The organism is Hydrogenophaga sp. PBL-H3 (genome assembly GCF_010104355.1).
Classification (GTDB): domain Bacteria; phylum Pseudomonadota; class Gammaproteobacteria; order Burkholderiales; family Burkholderiaceae_C; genus Hydrogenophaga.
Window position 1 is genome coordinate 864,930 of sequence record NZ_CP044972.1, and the last position, 13,897, is coordinate 878,826.

The window sequence follows — 13,897 nt, forward strand, 5'->3', positions numbered from 1 at the left end:
TTGCAGCGCCGCACTAGGTGGCATTGTGCGCAGCTTCTACAGTGCGTCCTACAGAGAAAACCCCGCAGGAAGAACCAGTAGGAGACAGGCTGTGCGAAACCTCGACCAGTACAACATCACGCAAGCCGTGATCGCGCGCTTTGCGCAGACACCCGATCCGCGCCTCAAAGAAATCATGACCAGCCTGGTGCAGCACCTGCACGCGTTTGCGCGCGAGGTGAAGCTGACAGAAGCCGAGTGGATGCAGGGCATCGAATTCCTCACCGCCACCGGCCAGATGTGCGACGACAAGCGCCAGGAGTTCATCCTGCTGTCCGACACGCTGGGCCTGTCGATGCTCACCGTGGCGATGAACAACGACAAGCCGCCCGGTTGCACCGAGGCCACGGTGTTCGGCCCGTTCCATGTGGAAGGCGCGCCGCACATCGAACTGGGTGGCGACGTGGCTCAGGGCGCCAGGGGAACGCCTTGCGAGGTGCGCGGCACGGTGCGGGGGCTGGACGGATCTCCGGTGCCGCAGGCGCACATCGAGGTCTGGCAGGCCGACGCCGAGGGCCTGTACGACGTGCAGCGCGCCGACTGCGATGGTGCCCAGGCGCGTGGTGTGTTGCAGGCCGACGCGCAGGGCCGCTACCGCTTCACATCGATCCTGGCCGAGGCCTACCCGATCCCCGACGACGGCCCGGTGGGCGACATGCTCAAGGCCACCAAACGCCACCCCTGGCGTCCGGCCCACCTGCACTTCCTCATTCAGGCGCCTGGCTACCAGACGCTGATCACCCACGTGTTTCGCAACGGCGACCAGTACCTCGATTCCGACGCGGTGTTCGGCGTGCGCGAATCGCTCATTGCCGATTGGCTGCCACAAGCGGACGGCACCTATCTCGTCGAGTTTGATTTCGTTCTAGACCCCGCCCGCTGAGCTTTCGCCACCGCCCTGCAACAAGGAGACAAGACCATGATGAAACGCGCCTTCCTCACCACCACGCTGGTGGCCGCCCTCACCGCCGCCGGCCTGGGCACCGCCCACGCGCAGCAGACCTTCAAGCTCACCATCGCGTCGAGCCACCCGACCACGCTGCCCTGGGTCGGTTTGATGAGCTCGCTGTTCGTGCCCGAGGTCAACAAGCGCGTGGCCGCGCTGAACAAGGGCTACAAGATCGAGTGGCGCGAAGCCTACGGTGGCCAGCTCTACAAGATGAACGCCACGCTCACCAGCGTGGAGCAGGGCATCACCGACATCGGTTGGGTGTTCCACAACCTCGAAGCCGCCAAGATGCCGCTGTCGCAGTTCGGCACCGTGACCCCGTTCACCACCGACGACGTGCGCATCATCCTGGACGTGGCCAACGAGATGAACGAGAAGGTGCCCGCGCTTCAGAAGGAATGGGAGAAGAACAACATGGTGTTCCTGGGCGCCACCGGCGTGGACACCTACCACCTGTTCACCAAGAACCCGATCGCCACTTACGCCGACCTCAAGGGCCGCAAGATCAGCGCGCCGGGCAGCATCGGCCTGTGGCTCAAGGGTTCGGGCGCGGTGCCGGTGGACGGCTCGCTCACCAGCTACTACACCGACATCCAGACGGGGGTGAGCGAGGGCACGATCTCGATCGCCACCGGCATCCTGCCCAACAAGATCTACGAAGTGGCGCCCTACATCACCACGGTGAACATCGGAGCGCTCTACATCGGCGGCATGGCCATGAACAAGGACAGCTACGCCGGCCTGCCGCCCGAGGTGCAGCAGATCGTGAAGGACGTGGGCAAGGAGTACTCGAAGGCGCTGGGCGCCACGCTGATGCAGCGCTACGAGACCGCGCTCAAGACCATGGAAACCAACGGCGCCAAACAGACGCCGTCGGTGCGCATCACCAACATGAGCTCGGGCGAGCGCGACAAGTGGGTCAAGACCATGCCCAACCTGGCGGCCGAGTGGGCCAAGACCAATGCTTCCAAGGGGCCGGCGAAAGAGATCGTGAAGACCTACATGGATTCGCTGCGCAAACGGGGCGTGAAGCCCGCCCGCGACTGGGACAAAGAACTCTGACATGAGCTACGAAGCCAACACCGACCTGGAGGCTGGGCCGCCGCCATCGGGCGCGCCCACCAGTCCCTTCGGGCGCTTGATCGACAGCCTCAACGCCTTTGGATCGGTCGTCATTGGCCTGGTGATGGTGCTGATGGTGGTGGACGTGCTGATGCGCAACCTGCTCAACCACCCCATCGACGGTGTGGCCGAGCTGGTGGCCACGTCCATCGTGGTGATCGTGTTCCTGCAGCTGCCGGCCACCCTGCGCCATGGCCGCATGAGCCGGGCCGACCTGTTCATCGACCCCTACATCCTCAAACGCCCGCGCGCCGGCAAGCGACTGCGCGCGGTGTTCTCGGTGGTGGGCATCTTTGCCTGCGGTGTCATCGCGTACGCCACCTGGCCGCTGCTCAGCCGCGCCTGGGGCAACGAAGAGTTTCTGGGCATCGAAGGCATCTTCACCTTCCCCACCTGGCCCATGCGGCTGGTGGTGCTGGGTGGTGCGGTGCTGGCCGCCATTCAATACGCCTTGCTGGCGGTACAAGACTGGCGCGAAGCCGGAGAGCACGCATGACCGAACTGCACATCGGCATCGCCGCCATCGTCTGCATGCTGGCCGGCATCTATTTCGGCATGCACATCGGTATCGCCCTGATCGCCACCTCGTTCGTCAGCGTGTGGCTCATCAAGAGCCCCGAGGTGGCGGCGCGTTTTGTCGCCGCCTCGGCCAACGACGCGATCCGCGACTATCTCTTTGGCGTCATTCCGCTCTTCGTGCTCATGGGCATGCTGGTGAGTGTGTCGGGCGTTGGGCGAGACACATTTGACGTGTTCCAGTGGCTCTTGCGGCGCATCCGTGGTGGCCTTGGCCTGGCCACGGTAGCGGCCAACGCGGTGTTCGCCGCCATCACCGGCATCTCGATCGCGTCGGCTTCGGTGTTCACCAAGGTCGCGGTGCCCGAGATGATCCGCCACGGCTACACGCCGCGTTTCTCGGTGGGTGTGGTGGCTGGTTCTTCGGTGCTGGGCATGCTCATTCCGCCCAGCCTGCTCATGATCATCTACGGCGTGCTGGCCGAAGAATCCATTGGCCGCATGTTCATCGCCGGCATCATTCCCGGGGCCTTGCTGGCGCTGGGTTTTTGCGTGCTGATCGTGGGCATGGCCTGGCTGGTGCCGCACAAGGTGGGCACCCCCGAAGCGCTGGCCGGCGTGGGCGCGGGCATCGAAGAAACACCGTTGTCGGCCGCCATCAAGTTCGTGCCCATCCTGCTGCTCATCACGCTGGTGCTCGGCGGGTTGTACGCGGGCTTCTTCACGCCCACCGAGGCGGGTGCCGTGGGGGCTGCGGGCGCGCTGGTGATTGCGCTGGTGCGCGGCCGCCTCACCTGGCGCAAGCTGTGGCAGGTGTTGGTGGAGACCGGTTTTGTGTCGGTCTCGGTGCTCTTCCTCATCATCGCGGCCATGCTGTACAGCCGCATGCTCGCGCTCACTGGCATGCCCTCAGCCGTGACCGAGGGCATCACCCACATGGGTCTGGGCCCGTGGGGCTTTCTGTTCATGTACGTGCTGATCGTGATCGCGCTGGGCTGCATCATCGACTCGGTGTCCATCATGCTGATCATGTTGCCGATCGTGCTGCCGATTGCGCGCGCTTTTGGCATGGACGTGGTGTGGTTCGGTGTCATCACCGTGGTGGCGGTGGAAATCGGCCTATTGACGCCGCCTTTCGGTGTGTCGGTCTATACCGTGAAATCGGCGCTGAACGACCCACGCATCACCGTGCGCGACATCTTTGCCGGCAGCTTTCCCTTCGTGCTGATGATGGTTGTCGTGCTCGCCATCCTCGCTGCTTTCCCCAGCTTGTCGACCTGGCTGGCTTACCTCTGAGACCGTCCCATGCTGTTCACCTTCATCCTCATCGACAAGCCCGACGCCGCTGCGCTGCGAACCGCCGTGCGCCCGCCGCACAAGGCGTATCTCGCGGCGGTGGCCGATCGCATCGCGTTTGCCGGCCCGTTCGTGCACGACGACGGAGCCACCATGCTGGGCAGCCTGCTGGTGATCGATTTCCCTTCGCGTGACGCGGCCCACGCGTGGCTGGCCGAGGAGCCATTCACGAAGGCGGGGCTGTACGGCAGCGTCTCGGTTCACGCGTTCGTGAACCTCTGGCCACAACAGGCCGGCTTCCCGCCAGTAGCCTGAACACCATGGTCAAACACATCGTCATGTGGAACATCCAGGGCGGGCTTGAGGAGGGCAAGGCAGCATCGATCGAGCGTGTGCGCGCCGCCTTCGAGACCCTGCGCGGCAAGATCCCCGGCCTGCTCCACCTCGAGATCGGGGTGGACCGCAGCGGTGTCGACTACGCCTGCGACGTGGTGCTGTATTCCGAGTTCGAGTCGCAGGCCGCGCTGGATGCCTACGCCGTGCACCCCGAGCACCTGCGGGTGCGCCGGGACATCGAAGGCCTGCGCGTGGCGCGTCACCAGGTGGACTACATGGCCTGACGCACGCGCCGATAATCGATTCACCCCAACGAGCCCGCACCTGAATGCGGGCTCTTCTTTTGTCTGCTGCCCGTGGCCTTGTCCCTCATCACCGATCCGGTTTTCTACGCCGTGGCGATTCCGGCCGTGCTGCTGCTTGGTGTGAGCAAGAGCGGCTTTGGCGCCGGCTTCGGTTCACTGGCCGTGCCCATGATGGCGCTGGCGGTCACCGTGCCGCAAGCCGCCGCCATCCTGATGCCGGTGCTGCTGCTCATGGACTTGCTGGGCATGGCTGCCTTCCGCAAGAACGTGGACCGGCGCCTGCTGATGTTCCTGCTGCCCTTCGGCCTGGCGGGCATTGTGGTGGGCGCGCTGTTGTTCAAGTTGCTGGACGCGCGCGTGGTGGCCGGCATCGTGGGCGTGTTCACACTGCTCTTTCTGGCGCAGCGCCTGGTGTTCCCGCCCAAACCCGACAGCGCGCCACCGCCCAAATGGGTGGGCGCCTTGCTCACAGTCACCTCGGGTTTCACCAGCTTCATTGCCCACGCAGGCGGGCCGCCGCTCAACGCCTACGTGATTCCGCTGCGCCTGTCGCCCCTGCTGTTCACCGGTACGCTGGCCTTTTTCTTTTTCTTCATCAACCTGGCCAAGTGGATTCCCTACGCGTGGCTGGGACTGCTCGACCTGCGCAACATGACGACCTCGCTGGCGCTGCTGCCTTTTGCACCCATCGGCGTGTGGGTGGGCGTGCGCATTGCGCACCGCATCAAGCCGCAGCTGTTTTACCGGCTGGTCTACACCGGCATGTTCCTCACGGGTTGCAAACTGGTGTGGGACGCGCTCGCATAACATAGGCGTCACTGTTCCAGCCCCGGCCGTGCGGGCCGTTTCCTTCCCAAGGAGCTCCAGATGCCGATCGTGGTGGTTGCCAATCCCAAAGGCGGCGTGGGCAAATCCACGCTGTCGACCAACGTCGCCGGCTACTTTGCCAGCCAGGGCCACCCGGTGATGCTGGGTGACGTCGATCGCCAGCAGTCGTCGGCCCTGTGGCTCAAGTTGCGCCCACCGGCCGCGCGCCCGATCCAGAGCTGGGAGGTGTCGCACGAGCTGATTGCCCGTCCACCCAGGGACACCACCCATGTGGTGCTGGACACGCCCGCCGGCCTGCACGGCTGGCGCTTCAAGGATGTGCTCAAGATCGCCGACAAGGTGCTGGTGCCGCTGCAGCCCAGCATCTTCGACATCTATGCCACGCGGGCCTTTCTGGACGAACTGGCCGAAACCCGCCGGGCCGACAAACTGCAGATCGGCATCGTCGGCATGCGGGTCGACCCGCGCACCATATCGTCCGACAAGCTCAACGAGTTCGTGGCCAGCCTGGGTCTGCCAGTGCTGGGCACGCTGCGCGACACGCAGAACTACATCCACCTCGCGGCGCGTGGGCTCACGCTGTTCGACGTGGCGCCCGGGCGGGTGGACAAAGACCTGCAGCAGTGGCAGGCCATCTGCCAGTGGCTGGACGCCTGAGCACCTCACGCTGTCCCGGTGCCGACATGTCCTGGCGCTCTGCGGCCGTACAGTGAGCCGCATGAAGACATTTGAATCCCTGGCCGACGTGGCGGCCTGCGTGGGCCAGGAAGTGGCCTTGAGCGACTGGGTCAGCATCACCCAGGAGCAGGTCAACCGTTTTGCCGAGGCCACCGGCGACCACCAGTGGATCCACGTCGATGTGGAGCGCGCCAAGGCGGGGCCGTTCGGCGCGCCGATTGCACATGGCTTCCTCACGCTGTCCTTGTTGCCGGTGTTTTTTGAATCGGCACTGGACATCAAAGGCTCCAGCATGGGCGTGAACTACGGCCTCAACCGCGTGCGCTTCACCTCCCCCGTGCCGGTGGGCAGCCGCGTGCGCGCCCGCCTGACGCTGCAGGCCTGCGAGGCCATTGAGCACGGCGGCCAGCAAATGACCTGGGGCGTGGTGGTGGAGCGCGAGGGCGCGGACAAACCGGTGTGTTTTGCCGAATCGCTGGTCCGGCGCTATCCCTGAAACCGGGACCTACTTGATCCGCACGAGCTGCTTGGGTTCAAGCCAGCCTTCAAAGAACTGGATCAGCGCGTTGATGCGCTCGGCCGCCACCGACTGGTCGTGCTGTTGCGAGATGAGTTGAAAGGCATCGTTGCGCAGCATCCACAGCTCTTGCGGGGTGCGGGCCGACTCGATCTTCACGCGCAGGCGCAGGGCCTGCTGGTCGATGCAATCCTCGATGGCGCGCAGCAGGTGGTTGCGAATGCTGGCCAGGTCCTTGAGCGTTGCTTTGTGCGCGCTGCGCTTGCGGGGTGCCGTGCCCATGCCCAACCAGCGGGCAATCGAAGTGATCATGCGGTTCTCCAGTCGAACGGCGCTGCCGGGGAACAGGTCAGGGCCGAAGCGGCTGGTGTGCAGATGCAGATGTGCATGAGAAATTATCGGACTTGTGGCGCGCCATGGGCGGACCCTTGGGCGTCTGTGGCGTGACCTCCGTCACGAAACCGCGCCTGCGAACGCCTGTTGTCGCCAGGCCTCGAACACCACCACCGCCACCGAATTGGACAGGTTCAGACTGCGCTGGCCCGCCAGCATGGGCAGGCGCAGGCGCTGGGGCGTGGGGATCGAGTCGCGCAGCGATGCCGGCAGGCCGCTGGTCTCGGAGCCAAAGACCAGCCAGTCGCCGGGCTGGAAGCGGTTGTCGAAGGCGTTGTGGCTGCCGCGCGTGGTGAAGGCGAACAGGCGGCTCGGGTCGGGCTGCTGGTGGCGCAGGAAGGTGGCCCAGTCGGCATGCCGGTGCAGGCTGGCGTACTCGTGGTAGTCGAGCCCGGCGCGCTTCATGTGCTTGTCGTCCATGGAAAAGCCCAGCGGCTCGATCAGGTGCAAAGCGCAGCCGGTGTTGGCGCTGAGGCGGATCACGTTGCCGGTGTTTGGCGGGATTTCGGGGCTGACGAGAACGATGTTGAACATGGCCGCAGAGCTTACCGGCTCGGCGGCGTGCGTGCGAACACCAGGGCGCTGACCCGATCGGCCCCGGCGTGCAGCAGGGCCTGCGCGGCCGTCTGCAGGGTGGCGCCGGTGGTGGTCACATCGTCCACCAGCAGCACATGTCGGCCCACCAGCCGAGGGATGTGTGAGGGGTGGGCCGCGAACACACCGCGCAGATTTCGCAAGCGCGCCTCACGGCCGAGGCTGTGCTGGTCGGGCGTCTCGCCCAGGCGCACGAGAGCCGTGGCCAGGGTGTCGCAGGGCAGGGTCGGTGGGTGCCGACGGCATTCGGCGCGCAGCGCCTTCACCAGTTCCCAAGCCTGGTTGTAGCCGCGCTCGCCCAACCGCGCCGCCGTCAAGGGTATGGGCACCATCAACGGGCGGGTTTGCAGCAGTTGCAGGGTTGCGGGTGTCTGCAAAAGGCGCTGGGCGAAGGGTTTCGCCCACCCCGGTTCCGAACGGAACTTGAAGCGGGCGATCAGGCCGTCCCACGGATAGGCGTAGTCCACCGCGGCCACGCACTGCGCCACGGCGGATGCATCGGGGCGGGTCAGGCAGGCGCCGCACAAATCCAGGTCGTCCGACAGCACGGCGGCGCACGCCCTGCAACGGGCCCGGGGTGGAGAAAAACGCCTCAAGCAGGCCTCGCACACGGGTTGGGCCGGCCAGGCGGCGCAGACCTGACAGGTGGCGGGCAGGGACTCCACGAAGGCGTGTCGGGCGGCGAGCATCGGACCAATATACTGACGCGCTCCCGCCGATACCCCTGGGGCCGACCCCCGCTTCACTCCCTTGAACACACCCGCAACGTCAGAGAACCCCGTGCCTGGAATGGATCCGGGCGCGGCGCAGCGCTGGCTGAGCCGTGCCGGTGCGGCCAGTCCGTGGCTGCACGAGGAAGTGGGTTCGCGCATGGCCGATCGGCTGCCGTGGTTCCGCGAACGTCCCACCAGTTGGCTGCACTGGGAGCCGGTACACGGCGGGATCGAAGTTCACCGCAAGCTGCGCGGCATGCTGCCCGATGCGCCTTGCCAGGTGATGGCGCGGCGCCTGCCCGAGGCCCTGGAGGCCACGCGCGAAGCACCGCCAAGGTCCTGGAACCCTTTGCATTGGAGTCGGAACACCGGGCCGACGGTTGCCACGGCCGCCACCCGGGTACGCATGGTGTGGGCCAACATGGCGCTGCACATGGAGCCACGGCCGCAGACCTTGCTGGCACAGTGGCACCAGCAGATCGAGACCGATGGCTTTCTCATGTTCTCCTGTTTCGGTCCCGACAGCCTCAAGGAACTGCGCGCGCTCTACGCCGAACATGGCTGGCCGGCGCCAGCGCACGCTTTCACCGACATGCACGACTGGGGCGACATGCTGGTACACGCCGGCTTTGCCGAACCGGTGATGGACATGGAGCGCATCACGCTGTCGTACAGCGGTGCCGCTCCGCTGCTCGACGAATTGCGTGGGCTGGGTCACAACCTGAGCGACCAGCGGTTCGACGCTTGCCGATCGCGCCACTGGCGTGACGCGCTGTGCGCCGCCATCGAGGCTGGTCTGCCGCGTGCATCCGACGGGCGACTGACGCTGACCTTCGAGATCATTTACGGCCACGCCTTCAAGCCCGTGCCTCGGGTGCCGGTGGCGTCGTCCACTTCGCTGGCCGTGGAAGACATGCGGGCGATGCTGCGCGCCGGTCGTCGCTGAGCGGTTTGCGCCGGGTGGCATGCCACCTTGTCCCAGTCGGGAGTGACGCTTTTGTCAGGGGAGTCCCGGTTTCACGCCGCTACAATCGGCGCTGTCCAAAATTTCCAGGGCATTTTCCCTTTGCCAGCGCGTCGTCTTTCGAGATGGCCGCGACCCGTACCGGTGGTGGATGGTGAGCCAGGCAAACAACGCTTTCCGATTCGCGACGCTGTCTGAACAAGGCGTGGAGTGGACCCTGAAGCGCAACTGCTCGGTCACCCCGGCTCAATTGGGCTACCTCTACGCTTCCTTGTGCATCCTTTCGATGGGTGTGGCGTCGGTTTTCTGGTTGCAAGGTGCCACTTTGGTGTTGCCGTTTGCGGTGTTCGAGTTGGTGGCGGTGGGCACGGCCTTCCTTGTGTATGCCCGCCATGCCACCGACCACGAGCGCATCAGGTTGATGCGAGGCCGCTTGGTGGTGGAGTGGGAGACGGCGGGGCGGTCGTCGCGGTGCGAGTTCGCCCGCGAGTGGGTTCGGGTTGAGCCCGGCGCAAGTGCCGGTCAGTTGATCGAGGTTCGCGGCGGAGGGCGGTCGGTGCAGGTGGGGCGGTTCGTGCGATCCGACCTTCGACCAGTGCTGGCTCGGGAGATCCGCCAGGCCCTGCGTGGGGCGTGAGCGGGTCTTGGGACGGGGTCGAGGTGGTGTGTGTGCTGGGTGGGGCCCTGAAAGTTTGTTCTAATCGGCATTGATATAAATCAATACTTATATTTGAGGCGCTAAAAGTGAGTACGACGAAGAAAACGGTGCATTCCCCACGGAACCCCTGGGCCAAGCTTTGCGCTGCCGCCACCACGCTGACGCTCGGTCTGGGTGCCTGGACCACGGTCGCGGCACAAAAGGTCAACGACCTGCCTGGCGGCCCGGCCGTCAACCAACTCAACTTTGCGCCTCCCGTCACCCGCATTGCTGAAGAGCAGCACTGGCTGCATTGGTTCATGATGGCCTTGTGCGCGGTCATCTTCCTGATCGTCTTCGGCGTGATGTTTTATTCCATCCTGAAGCACCGCAAATCGGTGGGTCACAAGTCGCAAGCCCTGGCCGAACCGATCTGGGTGGAGCTGGGCTGGACCATCGTTCCCCTGTTGATCGTCATCGGCATGGCCTTGCCGGCCACCAAGGTGCTGGTCGCGCAGAAGGACACCACCAACAGCGACCTGACCATCAAGGCCACGGGCATGCAGTGGAAATGGGGTTACGACTACATCAAGGGCGAAGGCGAGGGCATCGGTTTCCTCTCCACGCTGGACAACAACCACCGCGTGATGTCCAACAGCGGCAAGCCCGACGCCACGGACGACTACCTGCTCAAGGTCGACAATCCTCTGGTGGTGCCGGTGGGCAAGAAAGTACGCATCATCACCACCGCCAACGACGTGATTCACGCCTGGATGGTGCCCGCCTTCGGCGTCAAGCAGGATGCCATTCCCGGTTTCGTGCGCGACACCTGGTTCCGTGCCGAGAAGACTGGCGATTTCTACGGACAGTGCGCCGAGTTGTGCGGCAAGGAGCACGCCTACATGCCGATCCACGTGAAGGTGGTCTCGGCCGAAGCGTACAGCGCTTGGGTGGGCGAGAAGCAGAAGGCCATGGCCGCTGCAGCGGATGACCCATCCAAGGTGTGGGTGCTGACCGATCTGGTCAAGCGAGGTGAGTCGGTCTATGCCGCCAACTGTGCTGCCTGCCACCAGGCCAGCGGCAAGGGCGCAGGCCCGATCAAGCCGCTGGACGGCGCGGCCGTGGTGGTCGACGCCGACAAGAGCAAGATGATCAATGTGTTGCTCAACGGACAGAACAATGGCGCCATGCCCGCGTGGAAGCAGCTCAGCGACACCGAACTCGCTGCGGTCATGACCTACGCCAAGAACAACTGGTCGAACCAGACCCAGCAGATCGTGCAGCCGGCCGAAGTGCAAGCCGCCCGCAAGTGATCGCAGCCAAGAAAACATTGAGCTTCCAAGGAATCCGACCATGAGTGCTGTTCTCGACCACCACGACGCCCACGGCCACGACCACGATCACCACGCCCCCACGGGCTGGCGCCGCTGGGTCTACGCCACCAACCACAAGGACATCGGCACGCTGTACCTGCTGTTCGCGTTCACCATGCTCATGGTGGGCGGCGTGCTGGCCCTGCTGATCCGCGCCGAGCTGTTCCAGCCCGGGCTGCAACTGGTGAATCCCGGCTTGTTCAACCAGCTCACCACCATGCACGGACTGATCATGGTGTTCGGCGCCATCATGCCGGCCTTCGTGGGTTTTGCGAACTGGATGATCCCGTTGCAGATCGGCGCCGGCGACATGGCCTTCGCCCGTATGAACAACTTCAGCTTCTGGCTGATGATTCCTGCCGCGCTGATGCTGGTGTCGTCGTTCTTCATGCCCGGTGGCGCACCCGCTGCCGGCTGGACGCTCTACGCGCCGCTGACCCTGCAGATGGGCCCCTCGATGGACGCCGGCATTTTTGCCATGCACATCCTGGGCGCGTCCTCCATCATGGGCTCGATCAACATCATCGTCACCATCCTCAACATGCGCGCGCCCGGCATGACGCTGATGAAGATGCCCATGTTCTGCTGGACCTGGCTGATCACCGCGTACCTGCTGATCGCCGTGATGCCCGTGCTGGCCGGCGCCATCACCATGACGCTGACCGACCGTCATTTCGGCACCAGCTTCTTCAACCCCGCCGGCGGCGGCGACCCGGTGATGTACCAGCACATTTTCTGGTTCTTCGGTCACCCCGAGGTCTACATCATGATCTTGCCGGCCTTCGGCATCGTGAGCCAGGTGGTGCCCGCGTTCTCGCGCAAGAAGCTGTTCGGCTATGCATCCATGGTGTACGCCACCGGCTCCATCGCCATCCTGTCGTTCGTCGTGTGGGCACACCACATGTTCACCACCGGCATGCCGGTCACTGGCCAGCTGTTCTTCATGTACTCGACCATGTTGATCGCCGTGCCCACGGGCGTGAAGATCTTCAACTGGATCGCGACCATGTGGAAGGGTTCGATGACCTTCGAGACCCCGATGCTGTGGGCCGTGGGCTTCATCTTCGTGTTCACCATCGGTGGCTTCACCGGCCTGATCCTGTCGGTCGCGCCGATCGATATCCAGATGCAGGACACCTACTACGTGGTGGCCCACTTCCACTACGTGCTGGTGGCCGGTTCGCTGTTCGCCATGTTCTCCGGCATCTATTACTGGCTGCCCAAGTGGACCGGCGTGATGTACAGCGAGACCCGCGGCAAGATCCACTTCTGGTGGTCGATGATTTCGTTCAACATCACCTTCTTCCCGATGCACTTCCTGGGTCTGGCCGGCATGCCCCGTCGCTACGCCGACTACCCGATGCAGTTCGCCGACTTCAACGCCATCGCTTCGGTGGGCGCTTTCGGCTTCGGCATCGCCCAGGTGTATTTCTTCGTGGCCGTGATCCTGCCCGCCATGGCCGGCAAGGGTGAAAAAGCCTCGCAGAAGCCTTGGGATGGTGCCGAAGGTCTGGAGTGGGAAGTGCCATCGCCTGCACCGTTCCACACCTTCGAAAACCCGCCCAAGCTCGATGTCACCGCCACCAAGGTGATCGGCTGATACAGCCCGGGCTCGCCACATGACACCTGAACAAAAAAAGCACAACCTGCGCCTGGGCTTGATCCTCGCGTCGGTGGCGCTGGTGTTTTTCATCGGGTTCGTCGGCAAGATGGTGCTCCTGGGCGGCTGACGCCCAGGCCTCATCCGAACACAGGAACCAGACCGTGGGACTGCGCAGCGAAAACTTCAAGATGGTGGGCAAGCTCGGCGTGATCACGCTGGGCATGTTCGCCTTCGGCTATGCGCTGGTGCCGATCTACAACGCGATTTGCGAAGCGACCGGCATCAACGTTCTGTCCCTGTCCGATCGCCAGATCCCGGGAGCCACGTCCAAGGCCGCGGCCAACACGCAGGTGGACTCCAGCCGCACCATCACCGTGGAGTTCGATGTGAACAGCCGTGGTCCGTGGCATTTCAAGCCGGCCGTGCGTTCGCTGCAGGTGCACCCGGGCGAGTTGACCACGGTGATGTACGAGTTCCAGAACATTCAGAACCGCACCATGGCGGCCCAGGCCATTCCGAGCTATGCGCCCAAACAGGCCATGGCCCACTTCAACAAGCTCGAGTGCTTCTGCTTCACGCAGTACACCTTGAAGGCGGGTGAGAAGAAGGCGTGGCCCGTGGCCTTTGTGATCGACCCTCGCCTGCCCAAGGACGTGACCACGATCACCCTCTCGTACACCTTCTTTGAAGTGGGTGGCAAGGTGCCCGCGGCTCCAGACGATGTGGCGGTTCGGGTGGAGACCCCGGCTGCTGCGAAACCGGCGGGTGCCGTATGACCGGGCCGCTGCTCAAACGCAAGGGCTCCCTTGTCGGAACGGTGAAGGCTGTGCTGTGGGGTTTCCTGGGCGTGCGCCGCAACGCCGACTACCAGAACGACATTGCCAAACTCAACCCGCTGCACCTGATGGCGGTGGGTGTGGGCATGGCGTTTTTGTTCGTTCTGGCCCTGATCCTGTTGGTGAACTGGGTTGTGGGCTGAAGACAGTCCCTGACCCGAACGATTTTTCATATTCAAACAAGCGAAAACTGGAGTG

The 13,897-nt window shown here is 64.3% G+C and carries 19 protein-coding genes; 16 read left to right on the forward strand and 3 right to left on the reverse strand.

The window, feature by feature from the left end:
- The first annotated feature begins 91 nt into the window (after nucleotides 1-91).
- The 9 genes from F9Z44_RS04125 to F9Z44_RS04165 all read left to right on the forward strand — a co-directional run bounded on the left by F9Z44_RS04125 (nucleotide 92) and on the right by F9Z44_RS04165 (nucleotide 6,565).
- The gene (locus F9Z44_RS04125) at nucleotides 92-922 is read left to right on the forward strand and encodes an intradiol ring-cleavage dioxygenase (protein WP_159603832.1); all 831 of its coding nucleotides are present in this window, start codon (nucleotides 92-94) and stop codon (nucleotides 920-922) included.
- Nucleotides 923-958: 36 nt separating this feature from the next.
- Nucleotides 959-2,050 carry a C4-dicarboxylate TRAP transporter substrate-binding protein gene (locus F9Z44_RS04130; RefSeq protein WP_159603834.1) on the forward strand — a complete coding sequence of 364 codons (1,092 nt, stop codon included), beginning with the start codon at nucleotides 959-961 and terminating at the stop codon, nucleotides 2,048-2,050.
- Nucleotide 2,051: 1 nt separating this feature from the next.
- Complete coding sequence (locus tag F9Z44_RS04135; RefSeq protein ID WP_159603836.1) at nucleotides 2,052-2,606, forward strand: TRAP transporter small permease subunit; 555 nt, start codon at nucleotides 2,052-2,054, stop codon at nucleotides 2,604-2,606.
- Complete coding sequence (locus F9Z44_RS04140; RefSeq protein WP_159603838.1) at nucleotides 2,603-3,922, forward strand: TRAP transporter large permease; 1,320 nt, start codon at nucleotides 2,603-2,605, stop codon at nucleotides 3,920-3,922. The genes F9Z44_RS04135 and F9Z44_RS04140 overlap by 4 nt, the downstream gene beginning before the upstream one ends.
- Before the next feature lie 9 nt (nucleotides 3,923-3,931).
- A complete protein-coding gene (locus tag F9Z44_RS04145; protein WP_159603840.1) occupies nucleotides 3,932-4,237 on the forward strand; it encodes a YciI family protein in 306 nt (101 codons plus the stop codon).
- Between the two features lie 5 nt (nucleotides 4,238-4,242).
- Entirely contained in the window at nucleotides 4,243-4,542 is a 300-nt protein-coding gene (locus tag F9Z44_RS04150; RefSeq protein WP_159603842.1) for a Dabb family protein, read from the forward strand.
- A gap of 72 nt (nucleotides 4,543-4,614) precedes the next feature.
- A complete protein-coding gene (locus tag F9Z44_RS04155) occupies nucleotides 4,615-5,370 on the forward strand; it encodes a sulfite exporter TauE/SafE family protein (RefSeq protein WP_159603844.1) in 756 nt (251 codons plus the stop codon).
- Nucleotides 5,371-5,430: 60 nt separating this feature from the next.
- Complete coding sequence (locus F9Z44_RS04160) at nucleotides 5,431-6,048, forward strand: ParA family protein (protein ID WP_159603846.1); 618 nt, start codon at nucleotides 5,431-5,433, stop codon at nucleotides 6,046-6,048.
- A 61-nt stretch (nucleotides 6,049-6,109) separates the two neighbouring features.
- On the forward strand, nucleotides 6,110-6,565 hold the full coding sequence (locus tag F9Z44_RS04165) for a MaoC family dehydratase (RefSeq protein ID WP_159603848.1): 456 nt from the start codon (nucleotides 6,110-6,112) through the stop codon (nucleotides 6,563-6,565).
- Nucleotides 6,566-6,574: 9 nt separating this feature from the next.
- Here F9Z44_RS04165 and F9Z44_RS04170 read toward each other — a convergent pair whose 3' ends face one another.
- The 3 genes from F9Z44_RS04170 to F9Z44_RS04180 all read right to left on the reverse strand — a co-directional run bounded on the left by F9Z44_RS04170 (nucleotide 6,575) and on the right by F9Z44_RS04180 (nucleotide 8,262).
- A complete protein-coding gene (locus F9Z44_RS04170; RefSeq protein WP_159603850.1) occupies nucleotides 6,575-6,898 on the reverse strand; it encodes a hypothetical protein in 324 nt (107 codons plus the stop codon).
- 141 nt (nucleotides 6,899-7,039) lie between these two features.
- Nucleotides 7,040-7,513 (reverse strand): tRNA (uridine(34)/cytosine(34)/5-carboxymethylaminomethyluridine(34)-2'-O)-methyltransferase TrmL, encoded by a 474-nt coding sequence (gene trmL, locus F9Z44_RS04175; protein WP_159603852.1) that lies wholly within the window; start codon nucleotides 7,511-7,513, stop codon nucleotides 7,040-7,042.
- An 11-nt stretch (nucleotides 7,514-7,524) separates the two neighbouring features.
- Nucleotides 7,525-8,262: a ComF family protein gene (locus tag F9Z44_RS04180; protein WP_159603854.1), complete on the reverse strand. Its 738-nt coding sequence runs from the start codon at nucleotides 8,260-8,262 to the stop codon at nucleotides 7,525-7,527.
- Between the two features lie 100 nt (nucleotides 8,263-8,362).
- Between F9Z44_RS04180 and F9Z44_RS04185 the strand changes: the two genes are divergently transcribed.
- From F9Z44_RS04185 to F9Z44_RS04210, 7 genes are all read left to right on the forward strand, one after another.
- Nucleotides 8,363-9,232, forward strand: a complete 870-nt coding sequence (locus tag F9Z44_RS04185; protein WP_159608572.1) for a biotin synthase — start codon at nucleotides 8,363-8,365, stop codon at nucleotides 9,230-9,232.
- 169 nt (nucleotides 9,233-9,401) lie between these two features.
- A complete protein-coding gene (locus F9Z44_RS04190) occupies nucleotides 9,402-9,887 on the forward strand; it encodes a DUF2244 domain-containing protein (protein WP_159603856.1) in 486 nt (161 codons plus the stop codon).
- Between the two features lie 179 nt (nucleotides 9,888-10,066).
- Nucleotides 10,067-11,200: a cytochrome c oxidase subunit II gene (gene coxB, locus F9Z44_RS04195; protein WP_159608573.1), complete on the forward strand. Its 1,134-nt coding sequence runs from the start codon at nucleotides 10,067-10,069 to the stop codon at nucleotides 11,198-11,200.
- Nucleotides 11,201-11,240: 40 nt separating this feature from the next.
- Nucleotides 11,241-12,860: a cytochrome c oxidase subunit I gene (ctaD, locus tag F9Z44_RS04200; protein WP_159603858.1), complete on the forward strand. Its 1,620-nt coding sequence runs from the start codon at nucleotides 11,241-11,243 to the stop codon at nucleotides 12,858-12,860.
- A 19-nt stretch (nucleotides 12,861-12,879) separates the two neighbouring features.
- Complete coding sequence (locus F9Z44_RS22835; protein ID WP_236574248.1) at nucleotides 12,880-12,990, forward strand: cytochrome oxidase small assembly protein; 111 nt, start codon at nucleotides 12,880-12,882, stop codon at nucleotides 12,988-12,990.
- Between the two features lie 34 nt (nucleotides 12,991-13,024).
- A complete protein-coding gene (locus F9Z44_RS04205; RefSeq protein ID WP_159603860.1) occupies nucleotides 13,025-13,639 on the forward strand; it encodes a cytochrome c oxidase assembly protein in 615 nt (204 codons plus the stop codon).
- Nucleotides 13,636-13,842, forward strand: coding sequence for a DUF2970 domain-containing protein (locus F9Z44_RS04210; protein WP_159603862.1), 207 nt, complete (start codon nucleotides 13,636-13,638; stop codon nucleotides 13,840-13,842). The genes F9Z44_RS04205 and F9Z44_RS04210 overlap by 4 nt, the downstream gene beginning before the upstream one ends.
- The last annotated feature ends 55 nt before the right edge of the window (nucleotides 13,843-13,897 follow it).

Bases quoted from the DNA above. Each gene is read 5' to 3' on its own strand.
- F9Z44_RS04130 (WP_159603834.1), top strand. From the start codon at position 959: ATGATGAAACGCGCCTTCCTCACCACCACGCTGGTGGCCGCCCTCACC.
- F9Z44_RS04135 (WP_159603836.1), top strand. From the start codon at position 2,052: ATGAGCTACGAAGCCAACACCGACCTGGAGGCTGGGCCGCCGCCATCG.
- F9Z44_RS04140 (WP_159603838.1), top strand. From the start codon at position 2,603: ATGACCGAACTGCACATCGGCATCGCCGCCATCGTCTGCATGCTGGCC.
- F9Z44_RS04145 (WP_159603840.1), top strand. From the start codon at position 3,932: ATGCTGTTCACCTTCATCCTCATCGACAAGCCCGACGCCGCTGCGCTG.
- F9Z44_RS04150 (WP_159603842.1), top strand. From the start codon at position 4,243: ATGGTCAAACACATCGTCATGTGGAACATCCAGGGCGGGCTTGAGGAG.
- F9Z44_RS04160 (WP_159603846.1), top strand. From the start codon at position 5,431: ATGCCGATCGTGGTGGTTGCCAATCCCAAAGGCGGCGTGGGCAAATCC.
- F9Z44_RS04165 (WP_159603848.1), top strand. From the start codon at position 6,110: ATGAAGACATTTGAATCCCTGGCCGACGTGGCGGCCTGCGTGGGCCAG.
- F9Z44_RS04170 (WP_159603850.1), bottom strand. From the start codon at position 6,898: ATGATCACTTCGATTGCCCGCTGGTTGGGCATGGGCACGGCACCCCGC.
- trmL (WP_159603852.1), bottom strand. From the start codon at position 7,513: ATGTTCAACATCGTTCTCGTCAGCCCCGAAATCCCGCCAAACACCGGC.
- F9Z44_RS04180 (WP_159603854.1), bottom strand. From the start codon at position 8,262: ATGCTCGCCGCCCGACACGCCTTCGTGGAGTCCCTGCCCGCCACCTGT.
- F9Z44_RS04185 (WP_159608572.1), top strand. From the start codon at position 8,363: ATGGATCCGGGCGCGGCGCAGCGCTGGCTGAGCCGTGCCGGTGCGGCC.
- F9Z44_RS04190 (WP_159603856.1), top strand. From the start codon at position 9,402: ATGGTGAGCCAGGCAAACAACGCTTTCCGATTCGCGACGCTGTCTGAA.
- ctaD (WP_159603858.1), top strand. From the start codon at position 11,241: ATGAGTGCTGTTCTCGACCACCACGACGCCCACGGCCACGACCACGAT.
- F9Z44_RS22835 (WP_236574248.1), top strand. From the start codon at position 12,880: ATGACACCTGAACAAAAAAAGCACAACCTGCGCCTGGGCTTGATCCTC.
- F9Z44_RS04210 (WP_159603862.1), top strand. From the start codon at position 13,636: ATGACCGGGCCGCTGCTCAAACGCAAGGGCTCCCTTGTCGGAACGGTG.